The sequence below is a fragment of the Paenibacillus durus ATCC 35681 genome, assembly GCF_000993825.1.
In the GTDB taxonomy this organism is placed as follows: Bacteria; Bacillota; Bacilli; order Paenibacillales; family Paenibacillaceae; genus Paenibacillus_AQ; species Paenibacillus_AQ durus_B.
Genome location: NZ_CP011114.1, coordinates 2,579,640 through 2,601,401, shown reverse-complemented (window position 1 = coordinate 2,601,401; position 21,762 = coordinate 2,579,640). Strand labels below are relative to the sequence as shown.

The 21,762-nt window shown below is 53.5% G+C and carries 19 protein-coding genes and 1 pseudogene; all 20 read left to right on the top strand.

Going from position 1 to position 21,762, the window contains the following annotated elements:
* Positions 1–3 precede the first annotated feature (3 nt).
* Positions 4–1,617 carry a response regulator transcription factor gene (locus VK70_RS11865; protein ID WP_025695954.1) on the top strand — a complete coding sequence of 538 codons (1,614 nt, stop codon included), beginning with the start codon at positions 4–6 and terminating at the stop codon, positions 1,615–1,617.
* A gap of 169 nt (positions 1,618–1,786) precedes the next feature.
* Positions 1,787–2,248 (top strand): ribosome maturation factor RimP, encoded by a 462-nt coding sequence (gene rimP, locus VK70_RS11860; RefSeq protein WP_025691718.1) that lies wholly within the window; start codon positions 1,787–1,789, stop codon positions 2,246–2,248.
* Positions 2,249–2,274: 26 nt separating this feature from the next.
* On the top strand, positions 2,275–3,372 hold the full coding sequence (gene nusA, locus VK70_RS11855) for a transcription termination factor NusA (RefSeq protein WP_025695953.1): 1,098 nt from the start codon (positions 2,275–2,277) through the stop codon (positions 3,370–3,372).
* A gap of 23 nt (positions 3,373–3,395) precedes the next feature.
* Positions 3,396–3,704 carry an RNase P modulator RnpM gene (gene rnpM, locus VK70_RS11850; protein WP_025695952.1) on the top strand — a complete coding sequence of 103 codons (309 nt, stop codon included), beginning with the start codon at positions 3,396–3,398 and terminating at the stop codon, positions 3,702–3,704.
* Positions 3,697–4,009 (top strand): annotated as a pseudogene (locus tag VK70_RS11845) (YlxQ family RNA-binding protein); the annotation flags it as partial. The gene rnpM and the pseudogene VK70_RS11845, both read left to right, overlap by 8 nt.
* A 3-nt stretch (positions 4,010–4,012) precedes the next feature.
* Positions 4,013–6,646, top strand: a complete 2,634-nt coding sequence (gene infB / locus VK70_RS11840; protein ID WP_046723320.1) for a translation initiation factor IF-2 — start codon at positions 4,013–4,015, stop codon at positions 6,644–6,646.
* Between the two features lie 19 nt (positions 6,647–6,665).
* Positions 6,666–7,025, top strand: a complete 360-nt coding sequence (gene rbfA / locus VK70_RS11835) for a 30S ribosome-binding factor RbfA (RefSeq protein ID WP_025695534.1) — start codon at positions 6,666–6,668, stop codon at positions 7,023–7,025.
* A gap of 16 nt (positions 7,026–7,041) precedes the next feature.
* Positions 7,042–8,019, top strand: coding sequence for a DHH family phosphoesterase (locus VK70_RS11830; protein WP_025695533.1), 978 nt, complete (start codon positions 7,042–7,044; stop codon positions 8,017–8,019).
* Positions 8,016–8,930, top strand: a complete 915-nt coding sequence (truB, locus tag VK70_RS11825; protein WP_025695532.1) for a tRNA pseudouridine(55) synthase TruB — start codon at positions 8,016–8,018, stop codon at positions 8,928–8,930. The genes VK70_RS11830 and truB overlap by 4 nt, the downstream gene beginning before the upstream one ends.
* Positions 8,931–9,029: 99 nt before the next feature.
* Positions 9,030–9,974: a bifunctional riboflavin kinase/FAD synthetase gene (locus VK70_RS11820; protein ID WP_046723318.1), complete on the top strand. Its 945-nt coding sequence runs from the start codon at positions 9,030–9,032 to the stop codon at positions 9,972–9,974.
* Positions 9,975–10,153: 179 nt separating this feature from the next.
* Positions 10,154–10,423: a 30S ribosomal protein S15 gene (gene rpsO, locus VK70_RS11815; RefSeq protein ID WP_025690244.1), complete on the top strand. Its 270-nt coding sequence runs from the start codon at positions 10,154–10,156 to the stop codon at positions 10,421–10,423.
* Between the two features lie 297 nt (positions 10,424–10,720).
* The gene (gene pnp, locus VK70_RS11810) at positions 10,721–12,817 is read left to right on the top strand and encodes a polyribonucleotide nucleotidyltransferase (RefSeq protein ID WP_036643220.1); all 2,097 of its coding nucleotides are present in this window, start codon (positions 10,721–10,723) and stop codon (positions 12,815–12,817) included.
* Between the two features lie 329 nt (positions 12,818–13,146).
* Positions 13,147–14,130, top strand: coding sequence for a polysaccharide deacetylase family protein (locus VK70_RS11805; protein ID WP_025700629.1), 984 nt, complete (start codon positions 13,147–13,149; stop codon positions 14,128–14,130).
* An 80-nt stretch (positions 14,131–14,210) separates the two neighbouring features.
* Positions 14,211–15,494 carry a M16 family metallopeptidase gene (locus VK70_RS11800; protein ID WP_046723316.1) on the top strand — a complete coding sequence of 428 codons (1,284 nt, stop codon included), beginning with the start codon at positions 14,211–14,213 and terminating at the stop codon, positions 15,492–15,494.
* Entirely contained in the window at positions 15,454–15,900 is a 447-nt protein-coding gene (dut, locus tag VK70_RS11795; protein ID WP_025697564.1) for a dUTP diphosphatase, read from the top strand. The genes VK70_RS11800 and dut overlap by 41 nt, the downstream gene beginning before the upstream one ends.
* 153 nt (positions 15,901–16,053) lie before the next feature.
* Positions 16,054–16,947 (top strand): dipicolinate synthase subunit DpsA, encoded by an 894-nt coding sequence (dpsA, locus tag VK70_RS11790; protein ID WP_025697561.1) that lies wholly within the window; start codon positions 16,054–16,056, stop codon positions 16,945–16,947.
* Between the two features lie 2 nt (positions 16,948–16,949).
* Positions 16,950–17,546, top strand: a complete 597-nt coding sequence (locus VK70_RS11785) for a dipicolinate synthase subunit B (protein ID WP_025697559.1) — start codon at positions 16,950–16,952, stop codon at positions 17,544–17,546.
* Positions 17,547–17,747: 201 nt separating this feature from the next.
* Positions 17,748–18,968, top strand: a complete 1,221-nt coding sequence (gene dapG, locus VK70_RS11780) for an aspartate kinase (protein WP_025697557.1) — start codon at positions 17,748–17,750, stop codon at positions 18,966–18,968.
* 15 nt (positions 18,969–18,983) lie between these two features.
* Positions 18,984–19,859 (top strand): 4-hydroxy-tetrahydrodipicolinate synthase, encoded by an 876-nt coding sequence (gene dapA / locus VK70_RS11775; RefSeq protein ID WP_025697555.1) that lies wholly within the window; start codon positions 18,984–18,986, stop codon positions 19,857–19,859.
* A 601-nt stretch (positions 19,860–20,460) separates the two neighbouring features.
* A complete protein-coding gene (ltrA, locus tag VK70_RS11770) occupies positions 20,461–21,753 on the top strand; it encodes a group II intron reverse transcriptase/maturase (protein ID WP_046723202.1) in 1,293 nt (430 codons plus the stop codon).
* Positions 21,754–21,762 lie beyond the last annotated feature (9 nt).

The following is a 21,762-nucleotide window of genomic DNA, read 5'->3' as shown; positions in this document are numbered from 1 at the left end:
GTCATGAACAGAATTATGGTTGTCGATGATGAAGCGATTCAGAGAAGGGTGCTCGGCAAAATGATCCGGGAATATCTCCCTGGGTGCGAGGTTATCGAGGCCGGCAACGGAAAGACCGCGCTGGACATTGTCCAAACCGCTTCCTTTGATGTCGTGATTACGGATATCAAAATGCCAATCATGGATGGCTTCGATTTCATTGAGCATATGAATAAGCTTTCCTCCGCTACCCGGATTATCATCTTAAGCAGCTACCGTTATTTTGAATATGCCCAGCGGGCCCTTCGGTTAGGCGCTTTCGATTACGTGCTCAAGCCGGTGAAGGAGGAGAGCATCGGCCTACTGCTTGACAAGGTTCGGGAAAGTATTGAAAAAGAAAAAAGGATTTCGCCCGAAGAGATCAGCAGGGAGCAATTTCACATCAGCATGAATGCGTACTACGGACATTTGCTGGGAGAATGGGTACAGAATGGGGTCTCCTCGGCCCAATTCCGCGAGCTTCAGCAGCAGTATGCTCTGGAGCCCAGCGGGGCGGTTATCATAACGCGCATAGAGGACAATACTCCTGGAGACCTCTATCCTGAAGGGCTGGAAGATATCCGGGGGACGATGCCCGGGATGCTCGCGAGCCGCTTGAGTTCCACGGCCCGGGTTGTTTCCTTTTTTGCCTCACACCGTAAACTGGCCATGATCTCGGTGATCTCGGTGATCACGGCCAAGCGTCCTGATGAAGTAATCACCGATGCCGTGCTCACGGCCCTGGAGGAATATGGACAGCGGCTGTCCGGCATGTACCAGCTGCCGTTTGCGGTAGGCGTAGGCAATGTGCGCGCCGATCTCTGCCGCGAAGCCGTCGATTCATATAAAGAAGCGGAGGAAGCTGCCGGTTTCCGTTACTTTTTGGGCGGGGGCCGGGTTGTTCAATATGCCGCTATTTCCGGCCGGATTAACCCCATGCATTACGACTTCCATAAAGATGAGGAATTGTTCAAGGAATACATCAGAACGGACAAGGCTGACTTATTGCTCAAGCATACGGATGACTTGTTCCGCCGGTTCCTGGAGAACGGGCTGCCTTACCGGGAGCAATGGCTTAAATCCATAGTTCAACTTGTGCTTCATATCGCTCCGGGGATCAAGGGATTCCTCAGTGAAGAGGCTTACCGGTGCGTCTTGCAGGAAGCAGAGAGCAGCCTGACGGCCTGCGCCAGCTTTAAGGATTGCAGGGAGCAGTTTCTGGAAATTCTAAGAGGGTTCATGACGATTGTCCAAGCCAACCGGGGAAAGAAGCATGCCGAGGTCATTGAGAAATGCGTCAGTTATATTGAAGCGCACTTTACCCTGGACATTTCTCTTGAGCATGTGGCGAACCTGCTGTTTTTCAGCCCCAATTACTTAAGTACGATCTTCAAGAGCTATCTCGGCGTCTCCTTTACGAGATATTTGTCGGATATTCGGCTGGAAAAGGCGGTTCAACTGCTGGGAGCCAGCGACATGAAGGTATATGAGATAGCCGGCAAAGCGGGATTTAAGGATGAGAAATATTTTTACCGTGTGTTTAAAGCGAAATACGGTCTGACACCTGATGAATACCGTAAAAAGAACGCTTTTCCATGACCTCCTTCCTGAGCAGCAGCAGTCAAGGGCCGACACTTGTCAGTATTGCCATGCTATGGTATAATTTTTTTTGGTAATAATGAGATAAGTCCGTTGTGTAAAGAGTGGGGAAACCCACTCTTTATCTTTGGTATACAGCAAAAGACAAGTTCGTGGAGGTTAGTTTCATTTGAGCACACCCAAAATTAAAGGTACGGTTGAAGAAATGCTGAAACCTTACCTTGACGACAATGGATTCGAACTGGTGGACGTAGAATATGTAAAGGAAGGCTCCAACTACTTTCTGCGCGTATTCGTGGACAAGGAAGGCGGAATCGACATCGATGATTGCGGCAGCATCAGCGAATTCTTAAGCGCCAAGCTGGACGAGAACGATCCTATTCCAGGCGCTTATTTTCTGGAGGTATCTTCTCCGGGGGCGGAGCGGCCGCTTAAAAAAGCCGACGATGTGGCGAAGGCGGTCGGCAAGGACGTATTTGTGACGACCTACGAGCCGATCGACGGGCTGAAGGAATTCGAAGGCCGGCTGCTCTCGTTCGAGGGCGGGGAAATGCTCATCTCTGCGGGCAAAAAACAGCATGTTGTTCCGTATGCCAAAGTTGCCAGCGCGAGACTGGCCATTATTTTTTAGCTTTTGAAAGGGGGACCGGATTTTTCATGAGTATGGATTTTATTGAAGCTATGAATGAACTGGAGAGAGAGAAAGGCATCAGCAAGGATGTGCTGTTCGAGGCCATCGAGGCCGCGCTGATCTCCAGTTATAAACGAAATTTCAACGCCGCGCAAAATGTTCGGGTCGATATGAACCGTAACACCGGCGTAATAAAAGTATATGCCCGCAAGCTGATCGTTGAAGAAGTGCTTGACCCGCGCACCGAAATTTCGCTGCCTGCGGCCCGGGAACTCAATCCGCATTTTCAGCTGGATGATGTCGCCGAGCAGGAGGTAACGCCTCGGGATTTCGGCCGTATCGCCGCCCAGACGGCTAAGCAGGTCGTTACTCAGCGCATCCGCGAAGCGGAGCGGGGACTGATTTACAACGCTTTTATCGATAAGGAAGAGGATATCGTCACCGGAATCGTGCAGCGCCAGGATCTGCGCAACGTATACATCGACCTTGGCAAAATCGAAGCGGTGCTGCCGCTGAACGAATTGATGCCCGGTGAGAAATTCAAGCACGGCGAGCGTATCAAGGCTTATATTACCAAAGTCGAGAATACGACCAAGGGGCCGCAAATTTTGCTCTCCCGGAGTCATCCCGGCCTGTTAAAGCGCCTGTTCGAGCTTGAAGTTCCCGAAATCTTCGACGGTGTCGTGGAGATTCGCTCCGTAGCCCGTGAAGCGGGCTTCCGTTCCAAAATCGCGGTATTTTCGCGCAATCCGGAAGTCGATCCCGTCGGTTCCTGCGTAGGCCCAAGAGGGATGCGCGTGCAGACGATCGTCAACGAGTTGCGCGGCGAGAAAATCGACATCGTGCGGTATTCCGAATCGGTGGAAGAATATGTGGCCAATGCGCTCAGTCCTTCCAAGGTGCTTGAGGTTCAGGTGTTTGAGGCGGAAAAAATGGCGCGCGTTATCGTTCCGGACTATCAACTGTCTCTGGCCATCGGAATCAAAGGGCAGAACGCCCGTTTGGCAGCCAAGCTGACGGGATGGAAGATCGATATCAAGAGCGAAAGCCAGGCGGAGCAGGAATTCGGCAGACCTAAAACGTCCAGCGACGAAATGCATCAGGATTCCGTCTCCATAGATTAATAACGAGAGGCGGGTGGCTTAAGATGAAACAGAAAAAAGTGCCGCTGCGCAAATGCGTCGCCAGTCAGGAAATGATGCCGAAGAAAGAGCTCATCCGTATCGTGAGAACGCCGAATGGCGAAGTCATGATCGATCTTACCGGGAAGAAGTCGGGCCGGGGAGCGTATATTTGCGGCAAGCTGGAATGCTTCAAGCTGGCTCAGAAGACTAAGGCGCTGGACCGTGCGCTCAAGGTCCCGGTTAGCCCGGAAATATACGAACAGCTCGCCAGGGATTTCGTATCCGTGGAGGAGCAGTTCCTTGCGGCTAAGGAAGCCGCTGAAGATGAGTAGGGCTCTCTCTAATTTAGGGCTCGCCATGCGGGCGGGAAAAATTGTCACCGGCGAAGAGATTGTGCTGAAAGCGGTCCGTTCGGCGCAAGCGAAGCTGGTTCTCTTGGCGGGGGACGCTTCGGATAATACGCAGAAGAAGTTCCGCGACAAATGCGGGACCTATAATATTCCGCTGGTGATCGGATTCAGCCGCGACATCCTGGGCGCTTCTATCGGCAAGGATAGCCGCGTCGTGCTGGCTGTCACGGACAAGGGATTCGCGGAAATGATCTCCAAGCAGCTCGGAGATAATGTCGGAGGTGGAATCATTGACTAAACAAGACAGCAAAGACAAACTGCGGGTTTACGAGTACGCCAAATCGCTTAACATGAGCAGTAAAGAGATTATCACCATCTTGAAACGTCTGAATGTTCCGGTGAACAACCACATGAGCGTTATGGAAAATGACGCCGTGTCGAAGGTGGAACAGTTCTTTAAGGATATTAAGTCGAATGCTGCGGCCAAACGGGAGAGCGGAGGCGGGGGCCGCCCCGCTTCTACAGCAACGGCTACAGTCGAAGTGAAAAATGTTAACCAAAATCAATTAGAAAAGCAGGTAGGTATGAACAGACCAAACAATAACTCATCGACAACGTCGTCAAGACCTCAAAGCGGGCAGGATTCCCGCAGAAACCAGACCGGCTCCGGACCGCGCCCGCAAGGGCAAGGCGGAGCATCTCGTCAAGGAGGACGTCCGCAGGGGCAAGGCGGAGCACCTCGTCAAGGCGAAGCCCGTCCGCAGGGCCAGGGAGGGACTCCTCGTCCGCAAGGCCAAGGTGGAGGCCAGCGCCAAGGCGATTCCCGTCCGCAAGGCCAAGGCGGGGCTCCCCGTCCACAGGGCCAAGGCGGGGCTCCCCGTCCACAGGGCCAAGGCGGCGGAGGCCAGCGTCAAGGCGGATTCGGCGGCGGCAACCGTCCGCAGAGCCAGGGCGGAGGCCAGCGTCAAGGCGATTCCCGTCCGCAAGGCCAGGGCGGCGATTTCTCTCGCGGCGGAGACCGGAATTCCAAAAACCGGCCTGGGTCAGGAGGCACCAATAAGCGGTTCGAGGACGGAAGAGGCGGTAATTTCCGGAACAATGGACGCGGCGGCAAAAATCAGCGTGGCGGCAGAAACCAGCAGCAGGTTGAGCGCCGGGAGAAAATCGACAATACGCCGAAGAAAATTATCGTTCGCGGCAACATGACAGTCGGCGAAACGGCAAAGCTGCTGCATAAAGATGCTTCGGAAGTCATCAAGAAGCTCATTCTGATGGGCGTTATGGCAACGATCAACCAGGAGCTGGATATCGATACCATCCAGCTGCTTGCCGGTGAATTCGGTGTTGAAGTTGAAGTGAAGATTCCGGTTGAGGAAGACCGTTTCGAGACCGTGGAAGAGAACGATGCTCCTGAACATCTGCAGTCCCGCCCTCCGGTCGTGACGATTATGGGTCACGTTGACCACGGCAAGACGACGCTGCTTGACGCCATTCGTTCCACGAATGTGACCGGCGGCGAAGCCGGCGGAATTACGCAGCATATCGGCGCTTACCAGGTTGAAATCAACCATAAGAAAATTACATTCCTCGATACCCCGGGTCACGAGGCGTTTACAGCGATGCGCGCCCGCGGTGCACAGGTTACGGATATTACGATTATCGTCGTAGCGGCTGACGACGGCGTTATGCCTCAGACCGTGGAAGCCATCAACCACGCCAAAGCGGCTGGACTGCCGATCATCGTCGCTGTCAATAAAATTGACAAGCCGGGCGCTGATCCGGACAGAGTAAAGCAGGAACTTACCAATTACGAGCTTGTTCCCGAAGAGTGGGGCGGCGATACCATTTTCGTCAATGTCTCGGCTAAACAGCGCATCGGTCTTGAGGATCTGCTTGAGATGATTCTGCTCGTTGCCGAAGTAAATGAATACAAGGCGAACCCGGATAAACGGGCTCGCGCTACCGTAATCGAAGCTGAACTGGATAAGAGCCGCGGTCCGGTAGCTCGCATTCTCGTTCAGAACGGAACGCTGAAAGTGGGCGACGCCTTTGTAGCGGGCAACTGCTTCGGTCGTGTACGGGTTATGGTGAATGACAAGGGTCGCCGGCTGAAGGAAGCTGGACCTTCCACACCAATTGAAATTACCGGTCTGACGGAAGTGCCTCAGGCAGGGGACCCGTTCATGGTGTTCGAGGACGAGCGGAAAGCGCGGCAAATCGCCGACAAACGGGCGATTACCCAGCGCCAATCCGAGCTGAGCACAAACAGCCGCGTAACGCTGGACGATTTGTTCAAGCACATCAAGGACGGCGAGATCAAGGATCTCAACGTCATTATCAAAGCCGACGTTCAAGGCTCGGTCGAAGCGCTGAAGGGCTCCCTGTCCAAAATCGAAGTGGAAGGCGTGCGCGTTAAGATTATCCACAGCGGCGCAGGCGCAATCACGGAATCCGACATCACACTGGCAGCAGCTTCCAATGCGATTGTTATCGGCTTTAACGTTCGTCCGGATGCCCAGACGAAGGCTGCCGCCGAGCAGGAGAAAGTCGATGTGCGTCTGCACAATATTATCTACAACGTGATTGAAGAAATCGAGCAGGCAATGAAAGGTATGCTCGATCCGGTATTCAAGGAGAACGTTATCGGCCATGCTGAAGTTCGCAACGTCTTCAAAATCAGCAAAGTGGGCGCTGTTGCCGGCTGTATGGTTATCGACGGCAAAATCGCACGCAATGCGGAGACTCGCCTGATCCGCGACGGCATCGTCGTGTTCGAAGGCAAGATCGACTCCCTGAAACGCTTCAAAGACGACGCCAAGGAAGTAGCGCAAGGGTATGAGTGCGGTATTACTTTGGAGAATTACAATGATCTCAAGGAAGGCGACATCATCGAAGCGTTTGTCATGGAATCCGTGGAGCGCTGACCTAAAGAGGTGAATGAATATGTCTAAAATAAGAGCCGGACGCGTAGGCGAACAGATCAAGAAAGAACTCAGCCGTCTGATTCAAGGTGAGCTTAAAGACCCGCGGGTTGGCTTTGTCACCGTTACCGGCGTTGATGTTACGAGCGACCTTTCCCAGGCCAAGGTTTACCTCAGCGTATTCGGAGACGATGAGCAGAAGAATGCTTCGCTTAAGGCGATTGAGAAGGCCAACGGCTTTCTGCGCTCCGAGCTTGGCAAGGCGATACGCCTTCGGCATACACCGGAACTGATCTTCAAGTTCGACGAATCCGTCGCCTACGGCAGCCGGATCGAGAAGCTGCTTGGCGAAATCGGCAAGCAGGACGAGAGCCAGGAATAACCAAAGGAGACGGCGAATGCAAAGCTATGAACAAAGTCTCCGGCAGACACGTCAGTTTCTGCTGGACCACGACGATTATCTTGTAGTGTCGCATATTCAGCCGGACGGAGATGCAGTCAGCTCCACCCTAGCGGTGGGCTGGCTTCTCTCATGTCTGGGTAAGAAATACACGATGCTTAACGAAGGGCCGATCCCGACCCGAATGAAATACCTGTGGAGGGCAGAGGGAATTGCCGATATGTCGGTAAATCCTCCGGAACGTATGTTCAGCAATATCATTTGTGTCGACTGCGCCGACTTTCAGCGTGTCGGCCAGACACAGAGATTTTTTGAACCGAATGCTGCTATTGTGAACATTGATCATCATCCGACGAATAACGGCTACGGCGCGGTTCAACTGATTAAACCAGATGCCGCAGCAACGGCTGAAATTTTATTTGATTTGCTGAAAGAGTTTAACATCACATGGGATACCGATATTGCGACAGCTATTTATACCGGCCTTTTAACCGATACGGGCGGTTTCCGTTATGCCAATACTTCTCCCAAAGTAATGGAAGCTTCCTCTGAGCTGTTGTCGTTTGGAGTAAATGGACCGGAACTTGCGGAAACACTGCTTGAAGAAATGACTCTCCCTCAAGTGAAAGTACTTAGCAAGGCGCTAAACACGCTGCAATTATCACCTAAGGGCGACATTGCTTGGGTATATGTTACGCCTCAGGATATGATTGACTGCGGCGCGGCCAATGAGGATTTGGAGGGGATCGTCAATTATCCCCGCAATATCCAGGGCGTTGAGGTCGGCATGCTGTTCAAGGTCATTGACGACCAGTCGGTTAAGGTCAGCTTCCGTTCCGCCGGCAAGGTGGATGTAGCTGCTTTGGCACAAATTTTTGGCGGCGGAGGGCACACCCGTGCAGCCGGAGCCAAGTTGGATGTGCCTCTGGAACAAGCGGTTGCGCTTGTGCTTAAGGAGGTCAACCGGGTGCTATGAGTGAGCTTGAAGGCGTTCTGGCTGTGTACAAGCCGGCCGGCTTTACCTCGCATGACGTTGTGGCCAAGACGCGGCGCATGCTTGGGATGAAAAGAATCGGGCACGCGGGCACACTGGACCCCCAGGTTACGGGCGTTCTGCCGCTTTGCCTCGGACGGGCCACGCGAATCGTAGAGTACATTCAAGAGCTTCCCAAAGAATATATCGCCACACTGCGGCTTGGCATGTCCAGCGACACGGAAGACTTAACCGGCACCGTGACGGAAACGGCGGATGACATTAGGGTAACCGAGGAAGAGGTAAAGCGGACGCTGGATTCGTTCCGGGGAGTTATTTCCCAGACGCCACCCATGTATTCTGCCGTTAAAGTAGGCGGCAAACGTCTTTATGAACTGGCCCGCGAGGGTAAGACCGTGGAACGCAAAAGCCGTGAGGTTGAGATTTACGAGATCGAGATGCTGGAGATGGTCTGGAACGGCAAGTTCCCGGATATCACCTTCAGGGTCTTATGCTCCAAAGGCACTTATATCCGCACGCTCTGCGTCGATATCGGGCGCGCATTGTCGCTGCCTGGCGTGATGGTTAAGCTGGAGCGTACAATGTCGGCGGGCATTCGGGCGGATCGGTGCCTTTCCCTTGAGGAAATCGCCGAGCGCAAGGCGGACGGAAGCCTTCCGGAGTTTCTGATCCCTGCCGATGAGGCGATTTATCATCTGCCAGTGCATAAGGTGGCGGATGAGAAGAAGACGGCTGCCCTTCAGGGCCAGCGGCTGGCCGCCCGGTTCGTGGCGCCTGAAGTTCTAGTGGATGGTCCCATTCGTCTTTACGACCTTCAAGGCGGTTTTCTTGGCATTTACAAGCGTGAGGACACCGGTTCGATCGCTCCTGTGAAAGTATTTGCTCAAGGCTGACAGCCGGGCGCTGGATTGCCTGGCGGCAATTATTGCCGCATGTTATTTTTGAATATAAGAGTACAAGCTTAATTAAGTGAAGTGCAGGTGAGAAACAGCGTGAGAACCGTAACGTTAACCTATCCGATGCAGCCTCAGGCGGCAGCGGAATGGGCACAGCCTCAGATTGCCGCCCTGGGGCAATTCGATGGACTGCACCGCGGGCATGCCAGTGTAATCTCCTCTGCCGTAGCCTTGGCTCGCAGAGAAGAAGTGCCTGCGGCTGTCATAACATTCTACCCTCATCCGAAAGATGTTATGGGTAAAGGCGATTACGATGGATATTTGACGCCGCCCCGGGACAAGCAGGAGCTGCTTGCCGAAATGGGCGTGGATATTCTCTACGTCATCGAATTCAACGAACAGCTCTCCCGGGTGAGTCCGGAGGATTTTGTGTCCGTCATGCTGCTGCCTCTGCGAATCACTACGGCGATTGTCGGTTTCGACTTCCGCTTTGGATACATGGGGGAAGGCGATGCTGAAATGCTGCGGCGGCTTGGAGGCGGCTCCATGAAGGTGGAAACCGTGCCGCCTTTTTTGCTGGATGGTGTCAAGGTAAGCAGTTCCGGTATCCGCAAAGGCCTTCAGACCGGCGATATGGAGCTGGCCAACTCCTGGTTCGGCCGCTGCTACCATCTGCGGGGAACGGTCTCGCATGGCGAAAAACGCGGGCGCACCATTGGATTTCCAACCGCGAATCTGGAGCTTGAGGACCGGTATGTTATTCCCGCGAAAGGCGTATACGCCGTTCGTGCCGTTCATGATGGAAAGACCCTGCCGGGAGTCATGAATGTCGGCGTGAAGCCGACCTTTCACGAAGGAGTTACCGCGCCGAGTTTTGAGGTCCATTTGCTGGATTTTGCCGGAGATTTGTATGGACAGGAGATGAGGGTAGACCTCGTCGCCTTCATCCGGCCGGAGCGCAGATTCGATTCGGTCGAATCGCTTATTTCGCAAATTCGCGAAGATGCGAAGACAGCAGAGAGAATTCTGCTGAATTCGTAATTTTATTGCCCTTATCTTTCTGCTGGTGACTTTCCATAAGTAACGTTTACTTTTGCATTATATAGTGCTATACTGGTTAACGTTGCTAGATTGCTGGCATCCATAACCTTGGCTTGGTCATTCGAGTGTCACCGACGGTGACGAGGCCATTGGCGATTATATTGAAGGAGGTGAACAGGATGGCATTGACTCAAGAACGTAAGCATCAACTGATCGACGAGCACAAGACTCATGAATCCGATACCGGATCTCCAGAGGTGCAAATTGCTATCCTCACGGAGAATATCGTTAATCTGACCGACCACTTGCGTACGCACAAGAAGGATCATCATTCCCGCCGCGGATTGCTGAAGATGGTAGGTCAACGCCGTAAACTGCTCGCGTATTTGAAGAACAAAGACGTGCAGCGTTACAGCGCATTGATCGAGAAACTGGGATTGCGTCGTTAATAACCCATATGTTTACCCTTAAAGCAGCCTGGTTGTTTACCGTATGTGCTTCCGAGAAGCGTCAGCGGAACAGCTGGGTTGCTTTTTGAAAATTTGGGTAAATTTTGGCAACTGCCAGAATATATGAACGTCAAAAACGGCTCCTTTTTCAAAAAAAGGCCAAGCCGTTTTTGCTTGTATTGCATAGAGAACGTGCGTAAGCCTTATTATAGGGATACGGCGTTTTAATTTTGACAACGTTCAGATGAACCTGCCCACAAAGTTGAGCGGGTCTGCTGTCATCCAAGGAGGGACTTTATGGAAAAACGTGTAGAAATGCAGCTCGGGGGCAGAACCCTGGTGCTGGAAACGGGGCGGCTTGCCAAGCAGGCCAACGCTGCTGTTATGGTCCGTTACGGTGATACGTCGGTGCTGTGTACGGTAACGGCTTCAAGCGAACCGAAGGACTTGGATTTTTTTCCGCTGACGGTAAACTATGAAGAACGCTTGTACGCGGTCGGCAAAATTCCGGGAGGCTTTATTAAGCGGGAAGGCAGACCGAGCGAAAAAGCGATTCTGTCCAGCCGCCTGACGGACCGCCCGATTCGTCCGCTGTTCCCCGAAGGCTTCCGTAACGACGTACAGGTGCTGAATCTGGTAATGAGCGTCGATCAGGACTGCTCGCCGGAAATCGCGGCTATGATCGGAACGTCGGCGGCGCTGAGCATTTCCGATGTGCCGTTCAGCGGCCCAATCGGCGGTGTAGTGGTGGGACGCATTGACGGGCAGTTTATTGTCAACCCGACAATCGCCCAGCAGGAAGTAAGCGACATTTTTCTGGTGGTGGCCGGAACGAAAGACGCCATCATGATGGTTGAAGCGGAAGCGAATGAAGTGCCGGAAGAAATCATGCTCGAAGCGATCATGTTCGGACATGAAGAAATCCGCAGCATTGTTGCGAAGATCGAAGAGTTGGTACAGATTGCCGGCAAGGAAAAAATGACCGTGAAGCTGCACGCCGTAAACGCCGAAGTGAACGCTGAGGTTCGCGCATACGCTCAGGAGCGGCTGGTGGAGGCGGTTAAGATTGCCGAGAAGCATGCCCGTCAAGATGCGATCGACGCGGTCAACAATGAGACAGTGGAATATTTCACGGAGAAATATATCGAAACGCCTGAGCTGATTGGCGATGTGAAGGAAGTGCTGCATGATATCGTCAAGGAAGAAGTCAGACGTCTGATCACTCATGATAAAGTGCGTCCGGACGGCCGGAAGCTAGACGAGATTCGTCCGATCGAATGCGATACGTCGCTGCTGCCGCGCACGCATGGTTCGGGGCTGTTCACCCGCGGCCAGACGCAGGCGCTCAGCGTATGCACACTTGGCGCGCTTGGAGATGTGCAAATTCTCGACGGTATCGACTTAACCGAAACGAAGCGGTTCATGCATCACTATAATTTCCCGCCGTTCAGCGTAGGGGAAGCCCGTCCGCTGAGAGCGCCGGGTCGGCGTGAAATCGGTCATGGAGCACTGGGCGAACGCGCCTTGTCCAAGGTTATTCCGAACGAAACCGAATTCCCGTACACGATCCGCCTCGTATCCGAGGTGCTGGAATCGAACGGTTCGACTTCCCAGGCAAGTATTTGCGCAAGCACCCTGGCGATGATGGATGCGGGCGTTCCGATCAAAGCGCCGGTTGCGGGCGTGGCGATGGGTCTGATTAAAGACGGCGAGCATGTCTCCATCTTGACCGATATCCAAGGGATGGAAGATCATCTCGGCGATATGGACTTCAAAGTGGCAGGTACGGCGGAAGGCGTAACCGCGATTCAGATGGACATCAAGATCGACGGCATCGACCGCAAAATCCTTCAAGAAGCTCTTGAGCAGGCTAAAGAAGGCCGGATGTTTATTTTGAGCAAAATGATGGAAGCTATCTCCAAACCAAGAGAGAGCCTTTCCCAATACGCACCTAAAATTATCATCCTGCAGATTAATCCGGACAAAATCCGTGACGTTATCGGCGCAGGCGGCAAAATCATCAACAAAATCATCGAAGAAACCGGCGTGAAAATCGACATCGAGCAGGACGGCCGCGTGTTCATCGCATCCTCGAATGAAGAGATGAACCAAAAAGCGCGTTCTATCATCGAAGGCATTGTACGCGAGGTCGAAGTCGGCGAAATTTATGTCGGCACCGTCAAGCGGATTGAGAAATTCGGCGCTTTTGTAGAAATTCTGCCGGGTAAAGACGGTCTGGTGCATATCTCACAGCTGTCCACGGAGCGCGTAGGCAAGGTGGAAGACGTGGTTGCCATCGGCGATACCGTCACTGTAAAAGTGACCGAAATCGACCAGCAGGGTCGCGTGAATCTGTCGCGCAAGGCAGTGCTGACCGCAGAAGCCAAGGCTTAACAGTCTTGGTTTGACGAAGAAGTGAAGCAACGCTTGTTTACATGTATTCGATTGGTTGGACGAAAAGAGGCAGAAGCTTACATTCTGGCTCTTTTTTGAGTTGCGGTTCCATTTAGTGCAGCTCATGTGCTTACAGAGTCTCATACGTGATCCTACCGCGTTCTGACGCGCCGTTCAGTCCGTCTTCAGCCGCTTGAAGGTATATTACGCCATCTTGTCTCATAAGCTGGGACAGAGCGCTGTACAGCGTCTGCCGAGCCTATGGAATAGGCGGAAGGTGCACGTTAAGCGAATTTGAATGACGGCGAACCGTACGGGAGGAAGTCGCAATGAGACTGGAAAAAGCGGCCGTAGTGCTGGCTTGCATGGCCATAGTGATCGGAATCGGCAGCAGCTTTCAGCCGGTAAAAAGCATGCTGGGGCAGCTTCGCTCCTCCGGCGGACTGGCTGTGCTGAAGCAGTTCGGCGATAAGAAAAGCGACCTGCGCAGCGAGATTGAAGCCAAAGCCGCGCAGGTTAACAGCCCGCCGGTGGACGCAAGAGTGGATCGGGTGTGGAAAGCCATTCCCGGCTATAACGGACTGAGTGTTGATGTGGATGCGACTTACAGAGAAGCTCTGCTGCTTCCTCAGGGTGGAGCGATCAAATACGTCTACAGGCAGACCGCGCCTGCTGTCTCGCTGGATGATCTCGGGGTGCAGCCGATCTACCGGGGGAATCCCGCCAAGCCGATGGTATCGCTAATGATTAACGTCGCTTGGGGAAATGAGTATATTGTGCCTATGCTGAACATATTGGATGAGGAGCATGTCAAGGCGACGTTTTTTCTGGACGGCAGCTGGCTGAGCAAGAACCGCGAGCTTGCCATGGAGATTCAAAAGCGCGGGCATGAGCTTGAGAATCACGCCTACTCGCATCCTAATATGAGCACACTCAGCCGGGTGCGCGCGGTATTGGAAATCGACAAGACCAAGAAGCTGCTGAAATCGAGCCTTGGAGTCGATAACCGCTGGTTCGCTCCCCCATCGGGCGACTTCGACGAGGAGACCGTGGAGATTGCCCGCGAGCTGGGGCTGAAGACGGTACTGTGGACGGTCGATACAGTGGATTGGCGCCACCCTTCGCCGGAATCGGTAGTCGCCAAAATTACCGCGAATGCGGAGCCAGGCACGCTCGTGCTGATGCATCCCACCTCTTCGTCATCGCAGGCGCTGCGCGGGATGATCCGCGGCATCAAAGCCAAGAAGCTGATGCTCGGAACGGTCAGCCAGACGCTGTCGCCGGAGCGGGTGCTGCCAGGCAGTGTTGAGTGAATCCGCCGTTTCTGGTAGGATATAAGGCGCCCGGCTAAATGGTAAGGCGAACGAAGGGCTACGGCAGGAGGACTTTTTACGTGGAAAAAATGGTATTATCAAACGGATTACGAGTAGTCATGGAGAAAATCCCGACCGGTCGCTCCGTTTCCTTTGGAATCTGGGTAAAGACGGGCTCCAGGAACGAAACGCCGGAAAACAACGGAATTTCCCATTTTATCGAACATATGCTGTTCAAAGGTACGGACCGGTTCGACGCAAAGGCGATCGCGGAGCGGTTCGATTCCATCGGCGGAAATGTCAATGCTTTTACCTCTAAGGAATACACTTGCTATTACGCCAAAGTGCTGGATGAGCATCTGCCCGTCGCCGTTGATGTGCTGGCCGACATGTTCTTCCGTTCGCAGATGGATGCGGAGGAATTGGCGAAAGAAAAGAACGTTATCCTTGAGGAAATTTCCATGTACGAAGATACGCCGGACGATCTTGTGCATGATCTGATGTCAATGGCCGCCTACGGCAGCCATCCGCTTGCTTACTCTATTCTTGGACTCAAGGAACGGCTGGAGGCCATGACGCCGGATGATCTTCGGGCTTATATGCAGAAGCAGTATACCATCGAGAATACGGTGATCAGCATTGCCGGTAATTTTGACGACAGTGTGGGCGAACTGCTGGAAAGGTATTTCGGCACGTTTAACAATCACGGAATACAAGAACGGCTGACCCCGCCGGATTTCCACGGGGATTTATTGTTCCGCCGTAAAAAAACGGAACAGAACCACATTTGCCTGTCACTGCCCGGCTGTGCCAACGATGATCCGCTGCAGTATGCGATGGTGCTGATCAATAACGCCGTCGGCGGCGGCATGAGCTCCCGGCTGTTCCAGGAAATCCGCGAGAAGCGCGGGTTGGCCTACTCGGTATATTCTTATCATAGTTCCCAAGCCGACAGCGGCCTCTTTACCGTGTACGCCGGAACGGCTCCTAAGCAGACCAAAGACGTTATGGAACTGACCAAAGAAATGCTGTATGAGCTTGCCGTCAAGGGAATGGACGAAGAAGAGATCCGCAAGGGCAAGGAACAGCTCAAGGGCAGTCTGATCCTAAGCCTGGAGAGCACTAGCAGCCGGATGAACCGGCTTGGGAAGAATGAATTAATGCTTGGCCGGCACATCACGCTGGACGAAATGATTGCCAAGATTCAGAAAGTTACGATGGATGATGTAAATAAGGTGCTTGACCGGATGTTCGCCGAGCCGCTTGCGGCGGCGATGGTCGGGTCTTCCGATAAAGCGATTGCCAATGTTAGGAGAGATGATCTTGTCTTACTACGTACAAATTCTAAAGCTTCCGGGCAATGAGGATGTGAATCCTCCCCGTAAAATGTCGGAGCAGGCTTCAGGCTACGACCTCTTCGCCGCCGTCAGCAGCGAATTGACGCTTGAGCCCGGGGTGCGGGCGCTCGTTCCGACGGGAATCGCGCTCGCCATGCCGGGTGGACTGGAAGCGCAGATTCGTCCGCGCAGCGGACTGGCGCTGAAGCACGGCATCACCTGCCTTAACACGCCAGGCACGATCGACGCCGATTACCGGGGCGAGATCAAGGTGCTGCTCATCAATCTGGGCCAGGAGCCTTTTACGATCGCCCGGAATGAGCGGATTGCCCAAATGGTCTTTCAAGCGGTGCCATCCGTAACGATGGTGGAAGTGGAAGAACTGAGTGATACCGAGCGGGGGGCGGGAGGCTTCGGCCATACCGGCAAATAGATTTATACTTATATGAATTCATGAATGTAGAGCTTGTGGGACGGCCGTTTCGGCTGAACACAGGCTCTTTTTTGTGGCTTTCACCCATCCGCGTTTACCCGCATAAGATGCTCTATGGCCTTACAGTGTAAAGTTGAAAGGAGCGTCATCCCTATGCTGACTGGCGTCAGGATCGTGTTCCTGGGCGGGGACGCAAGACAAATTGAAGTGATTCGAAAATGTGTGGAGATGGATGCGGCGGTAAGCGTTGCCGGCTTTGATAAATGGAGTACCCCCTGTGACGGGGTTAACCTGGAGACAATGGACGCTGAACTGCTTAGCGGCGCAGACGTTCTGGTGCTGCCGACCGTCGGCTGCGACGACGAAGGCCATATCAGCGCAAAGTACTCTTCGAAGCCGATGCAGCTGCTGGAGGAGCATATCGAGGCTTTGCCTAAGCACTGTACCATTTACACGGGCATGGCAAAAGAATATTTGAGACGGCTGTGCGCCCTCGGGGGGCGGGAACTGGTAGAGCTGCTTGAACGTGACGACGTTGCGATCTACAATTCGATTCCAACTGCCGAAGGCGCGCTTGTCATGGCGATCCAGAATACGGATTTTACCATTCACGGCTCTGAAGCGATGGTGCTTGGAATCGGCAGAACCGGCTTTACAATGGCCAAAAGCCTTCAGGGACTCGGCGCTAAAGTCACAGCAGGCGTCAGGAAGCAGGAGGATTTTGCCAAGGCGGAGGTCATGGGCTGGAAACCGTTTATGACTGATCGGCTGGAGGAGTATGTAACGGACGTTGATTATATTTTTAATACGATACCGAGCCTCATTCTAAACGCCAAAGTGCTGTCGCAGGTGCCCCGGCATACCTGCATTATCGATCTCGCTTCCGCGCCCGGGGGAGTGGACTTCCGATATGCGGAAAAACGGGGCATCAAGGCTCTGCTGGCGCCGGGCCTGCCGGGAATCGTGGCGCCCAAAAGCGCGGGACTCATTATGGCAGGCGCGCTTGTTCAGTCGATTTCGAAGCGGATGTTGACAAAGGGGGATTAATAATGAACTGGCACGGTAAGACGGTAGGCTATGCAATCACCGGTTCCCACTGCACTTTTGCAGAGGTGATACCCCAAATTAAGCGTTTTGTCGACGAAGGCGCGAATGTCGTGCCTATTGTATCGGCCTCGGTTCTCGGAACGGACACAAGGTTCGGCACATCGGAAAATTGGCTAAAACAGTTGAAAGATATAACGGGGAATGATATCATTTCTACAATTGTTGAAGCGGAACCGCTGGGTCCATCCAAGAGACTGGATGTACTCACGATTGCACCCTGCACAGGAAATACCACGAGCAAATTGGCTAATGCCATGACGGACGGACCGGTGCTGATGGCGGCCAAATGCCAAATGCGTAACGGGCGGCCGATTGTTCTGGCCATATCGACCAATGACGGACTCGGTCTGAACGCGGCGAATATTGCGAAACTTTTGGTAACCAAAAATATTTATTTTGTCCCATTCGGACAGGATAATCCCGAGCAGAAGCCGAACTCATTGGTAGCTCGCATGGAATTGATTCCAGAGGCCTGCTATGCGGCGCTTCATGGCTCCCAGCTGCAGCCGATGATCATCGAACGGTTTCATTCAGCATAAGCAACAGATATTAGCAGGGTGAAGGGCGACTTGCTGATAAGTACGAGACTTCGAATATTGATCGACTAACCGCTGCCGTCCTCCGCATGAGGGCGGTACAATCGTGTTTATTCCTTTAGATTTAGAGACGAAGTCCTGGGATTTACGGGATTCATCCTGAGAAATAGTGCAGCCTGTCGTTAACTAATGGAGGAATTATTAATGGGCATTTTGGTACAGAAGTTTGGCGGGACCTCGCTTTCCACCCCGCAGGCCAGGGATCATGTGATCCGCCACGTGAAACGGGAGCTGGGGCATGGATACAGCCTTGTCATCGTAGTGTCCGCAATGGGCCGCAAGGGCGAGCCTTATGCGACCGATACACTGCTGGACTGGGTCTCCCAGAATGGCGATGCTCTCCCTCAGCGCGAAAGGGATTTACTGCTATGCTGCGGTGAGATCATTTCCGCGACCACACTGTGCAGCCTGCTGGAAAAGGAAGGGATTCCCTCGACAGTGCTTACCGGAGCCCAAGCCGGTTTCCTGACGGATAACGGCTACGGGAACGCGCGGATTCTCGATGTCCGTCCGGAACGGATTTTGCGGGAGCTGCGCGCCCAGAAGGTCGTCATTGTAACCGGCTTTCAGGGCCAGACGGAAGACGGGGATTTTACCACGCTAGGACGCGGGGGAAGCGATACATCGGCAACGGCGCTCGGCGCCGCGCTGCGTGCGGAAATGGTCGATATCTACACGGATGTCAATGGTATTCTGACCGCCGATCCGCGTATCGTCGAGGATGCGAAGCCGCTGTCCTATGTAAGCTATACCGAGATTTGCAATATGGCTTATCAGGGCGCCAAGGTGATACATCCCCGGGCCGTGGAGATTGCTATGCAGGCGCACATTCCGGTCCGCGTCCGCTCCACTTTTTCAGAGAATGAAGGCACTCTCGTCACGCATCCCGAAGGCTTTCAGGAGTCCCAGCCGGGGATTGTCGACCGCTTCGTTACCGGCATCGCCTATGTTAGCAACATTACGCAGATTTCCTTGGACTGCCCGGAAGGGAACGGAACCGGAGTTCAGCTGCAAATATTCAAGAGCATGGCGGATAGCGGCATAAGCGTTGACTTTATTAATGTTACGCCGACCAGCGCCGTATACACCGTTTTTGATAATCATTCGGAAAAAGCGATCGCGGCGCTTCAGGAAATTGGACTTCGTCCGAAGAGCCTGTCGGGCTGCGTCAAGGTATCCGTTATCGGTGGCGGTATCAACGGCGTTCCGGGGATCATGGCGCGTATCGTGGAAGCGCTCAGCGAGCACCACATTCAAATTCTGCAATCCGCAGATTCCAATACGACGATCTGGGTGCTGGTCAAGAAGGAAGATATGGTGCAATCGCTGCGCGCGCTGCATTCCAAGTTTGAATTACACCGTTAACAGGAGGAATTCTTAGTGGATTTTGGAAGACTAATAACAGCTATGGTAACTCCTTTTGACAAGGAGGGGGAGATCGACTGGGACGCGGTATCGAGTCTGGTTGACTACCTGATTGAAGAACAGAAGTCGGAGGGGCTCGTCGTCTGCGGGACAACGGGCGAGTCGCCAACGCTGAGCGATGAAGAAAAGCTGCAAATGTTTTCCTTTGTACTGGAGAAAGCTGCAGGGCGCTGCAAGGTCATTGCGGGCACAGGGTCCTTTAACACCAAGCACACGATCGAATTGACCCAGAAAGCGGAGAAAATCGGCGTCGACGCCGCCCTTCTGGTCGTGCCTTATTATAACAAGCCGAACCAAGAGGGCCTTTACCGCCATTTTGCAGCGATTGCTGCCGAGACCAAGCTCCCGCTCATTCTGTATAACGTCCCCGGACGGACGGGAATCTGCATGAGCGCGGATACGACGATTCGTCTGGCGCAAATTCCGAACATCGTCGCGACCAAAGAATGTGCGTCCCTTGATCACGTCGCCTTGATTGTGTCCGGCACTCCGCAGGATTTTCACGTGTACTCTGGAGACGATTCTTCGGCATTGCCGGCAATGGCTGTCGGAGGACACGGGATTATCAGCGTGGCAAGCCATATCGAGGGCGTAAGAATGACCGCCATGATCTCCGCTTATTTCTCGGGCAACGTACAGCTTGCCGGGCAGCTTCACCGGGAACTGTTTCCGGTGTTTAAAGGGTTGTTCGAATGTCCGCAGCCGCTGCCGAGCCCGTCCGCCGTCAAGTATGCGCTTGAGCTTCGGGGAATCAAGGTGGGTTCGGTCCGTCTTCCTTTGACCCCGCCGAATGAGGCCGAGGCGGAATTTATCAGAAAGCTGGTACTATAGAAATTGGGCCCTGGTATTTATATTTTATGAACCGGTTCTCGCTTAAGAGGGCCGGTTTTTTGTATGGTTGCGTGCCCAGATAAGCACGCATCTTCTAGCCGGTGAAAGTCCGGTCACGGGAGGGACCAAGCCCCCGTGTAGCTAGGATACCTGCGTATGGCGAAATCTGTGCGTAGAAGCGTATCGACGAAAGTACTTGTCAGAGACAAGGCGAGCAACATACCAGGCCGTAACATAAAGTGAATCCTGCCGCGTCGTCAAAAAGGCCTCGCAAGAGGGACAAGAGGAAGCCGAGTCTCGGATCATTGGACGAAGGCCACGGAAGCTGTCTAGAACTTGGAGCGACAGCGAAGAATCCTCCGGCGTATGGGGAGCGGCATGGTCTGAAAGAGGATGCAGTGAACTGGGGATACCCTCCCCTGCACGGAGTTTTTTTTTTGAAACACCGTAAAGAGACGCTCTATAAGCTCAACAGGTGAAGTGAGTGGTCTGCAGGAAGGGAGTCCGAGGGGCTCATAGTACCGAAGAATCGCAGGACAACACAACCTGCGGGAGGGAAGGAGCCCTGCTTTGTTCAGGTTTCACAAGGAGGTACGAGTCAGTGAATGCCAAACGGCTAACAACACCAAAGGAAAACGTTCAACAACTCCAAATGAAACTAGGTCATGCGGCCAAGGAAAACAAGAAACGCAGATTTCACGCGCTGTATGACAAGGTATACCGGATGGACATCTTGCGGGAAGCATGGCGGAGAGTACGGGTCAACAAGGGAGCGGCAGGCGTGGACGGAGAGACGCTGGCGGACATTGAAATGTACGGCGAGCAGCTATTCCTGCACGAATGTGAGCAGCTTTTGAAAGACGGCAAGTATCATCCTCAGCCAGTGCGGCGGCAGTACATCCCGAAGAAGGATGGCAAAATGAGGCCGCTTGGCATCCCCACTGTCCGGGATCGGGTCATACAAATGGCAGTGAAGCTGGTCATGGAACCCATCTTTGAAGCGGATTTCCAAGAATCCTCTTTTGGATTTCGACCGAAGCGGAGCGCCAAGCAGGCGCTGGAACGCATTCGGAAAGCCTGTAACCGGAAAGGTAATTGGGTGGTCGACGTCGACATCCAAGGCTACTTTGACAACATCAATCAGGAGAAGCTTATGAAGCTGGTAGAAATGCGAATCAGCGACAGACGTGTACTAAAACTGGTGAGGAAGTGGCTGAAGGCTGGGGTTCTGGAAGAAGGAAGCGTCCGGCGCTCAGACCTTGGAACACCGCAAGGCGGAGTCATTTCGCCGCTTCTAGCGAATATCTACCTGAATTACTTCGACAACCTGTGGGAGCGTCACGGCAGCGGGACTGGAGAGCTTACCCGGTATGCGGACGACCTGGTCGTAGTGTGCAAGACGAAGAAGGAAGCGGACCGTGCGTACGCTCTCATTCAAGCGATCATGGAGCGACTGGACCTGACCTTGCACAGGGCGAAGACACGGGTTGTCGGACTATGGACTGGCGAGGAAGGATTCGACTTCCTGGGGCTGCACCACCGAAAGACAAAGGCAGAGACCTCGCAAGGGAAGGTGTACTATACGACCCAGCAGTGGCTAACCCGGAAAGCGGAAGAACGCATACGGGAAGTAGTAAAGGAGCGGTTGGCTCCGCCGGCCATGCGTCATAAGTCGCTTAACGATCATGTGGCATGGCTAAATCCGAAGATACAGGGGTGGCGCAACTACTACTACACGCCTTACAGCCAGCAGAAGCTTGCGAAACTGGATTGGTACATTCTCCAGCGACTTGCCCGGTGGCATGCCAAGAAACGCCAGCGCAACAGGTGGATGAGTTTAGTACGAGAAGTGAACATCTTAGCTCAAACGATGGGACTTAAAACGCTCTTGTGATCTGCATGC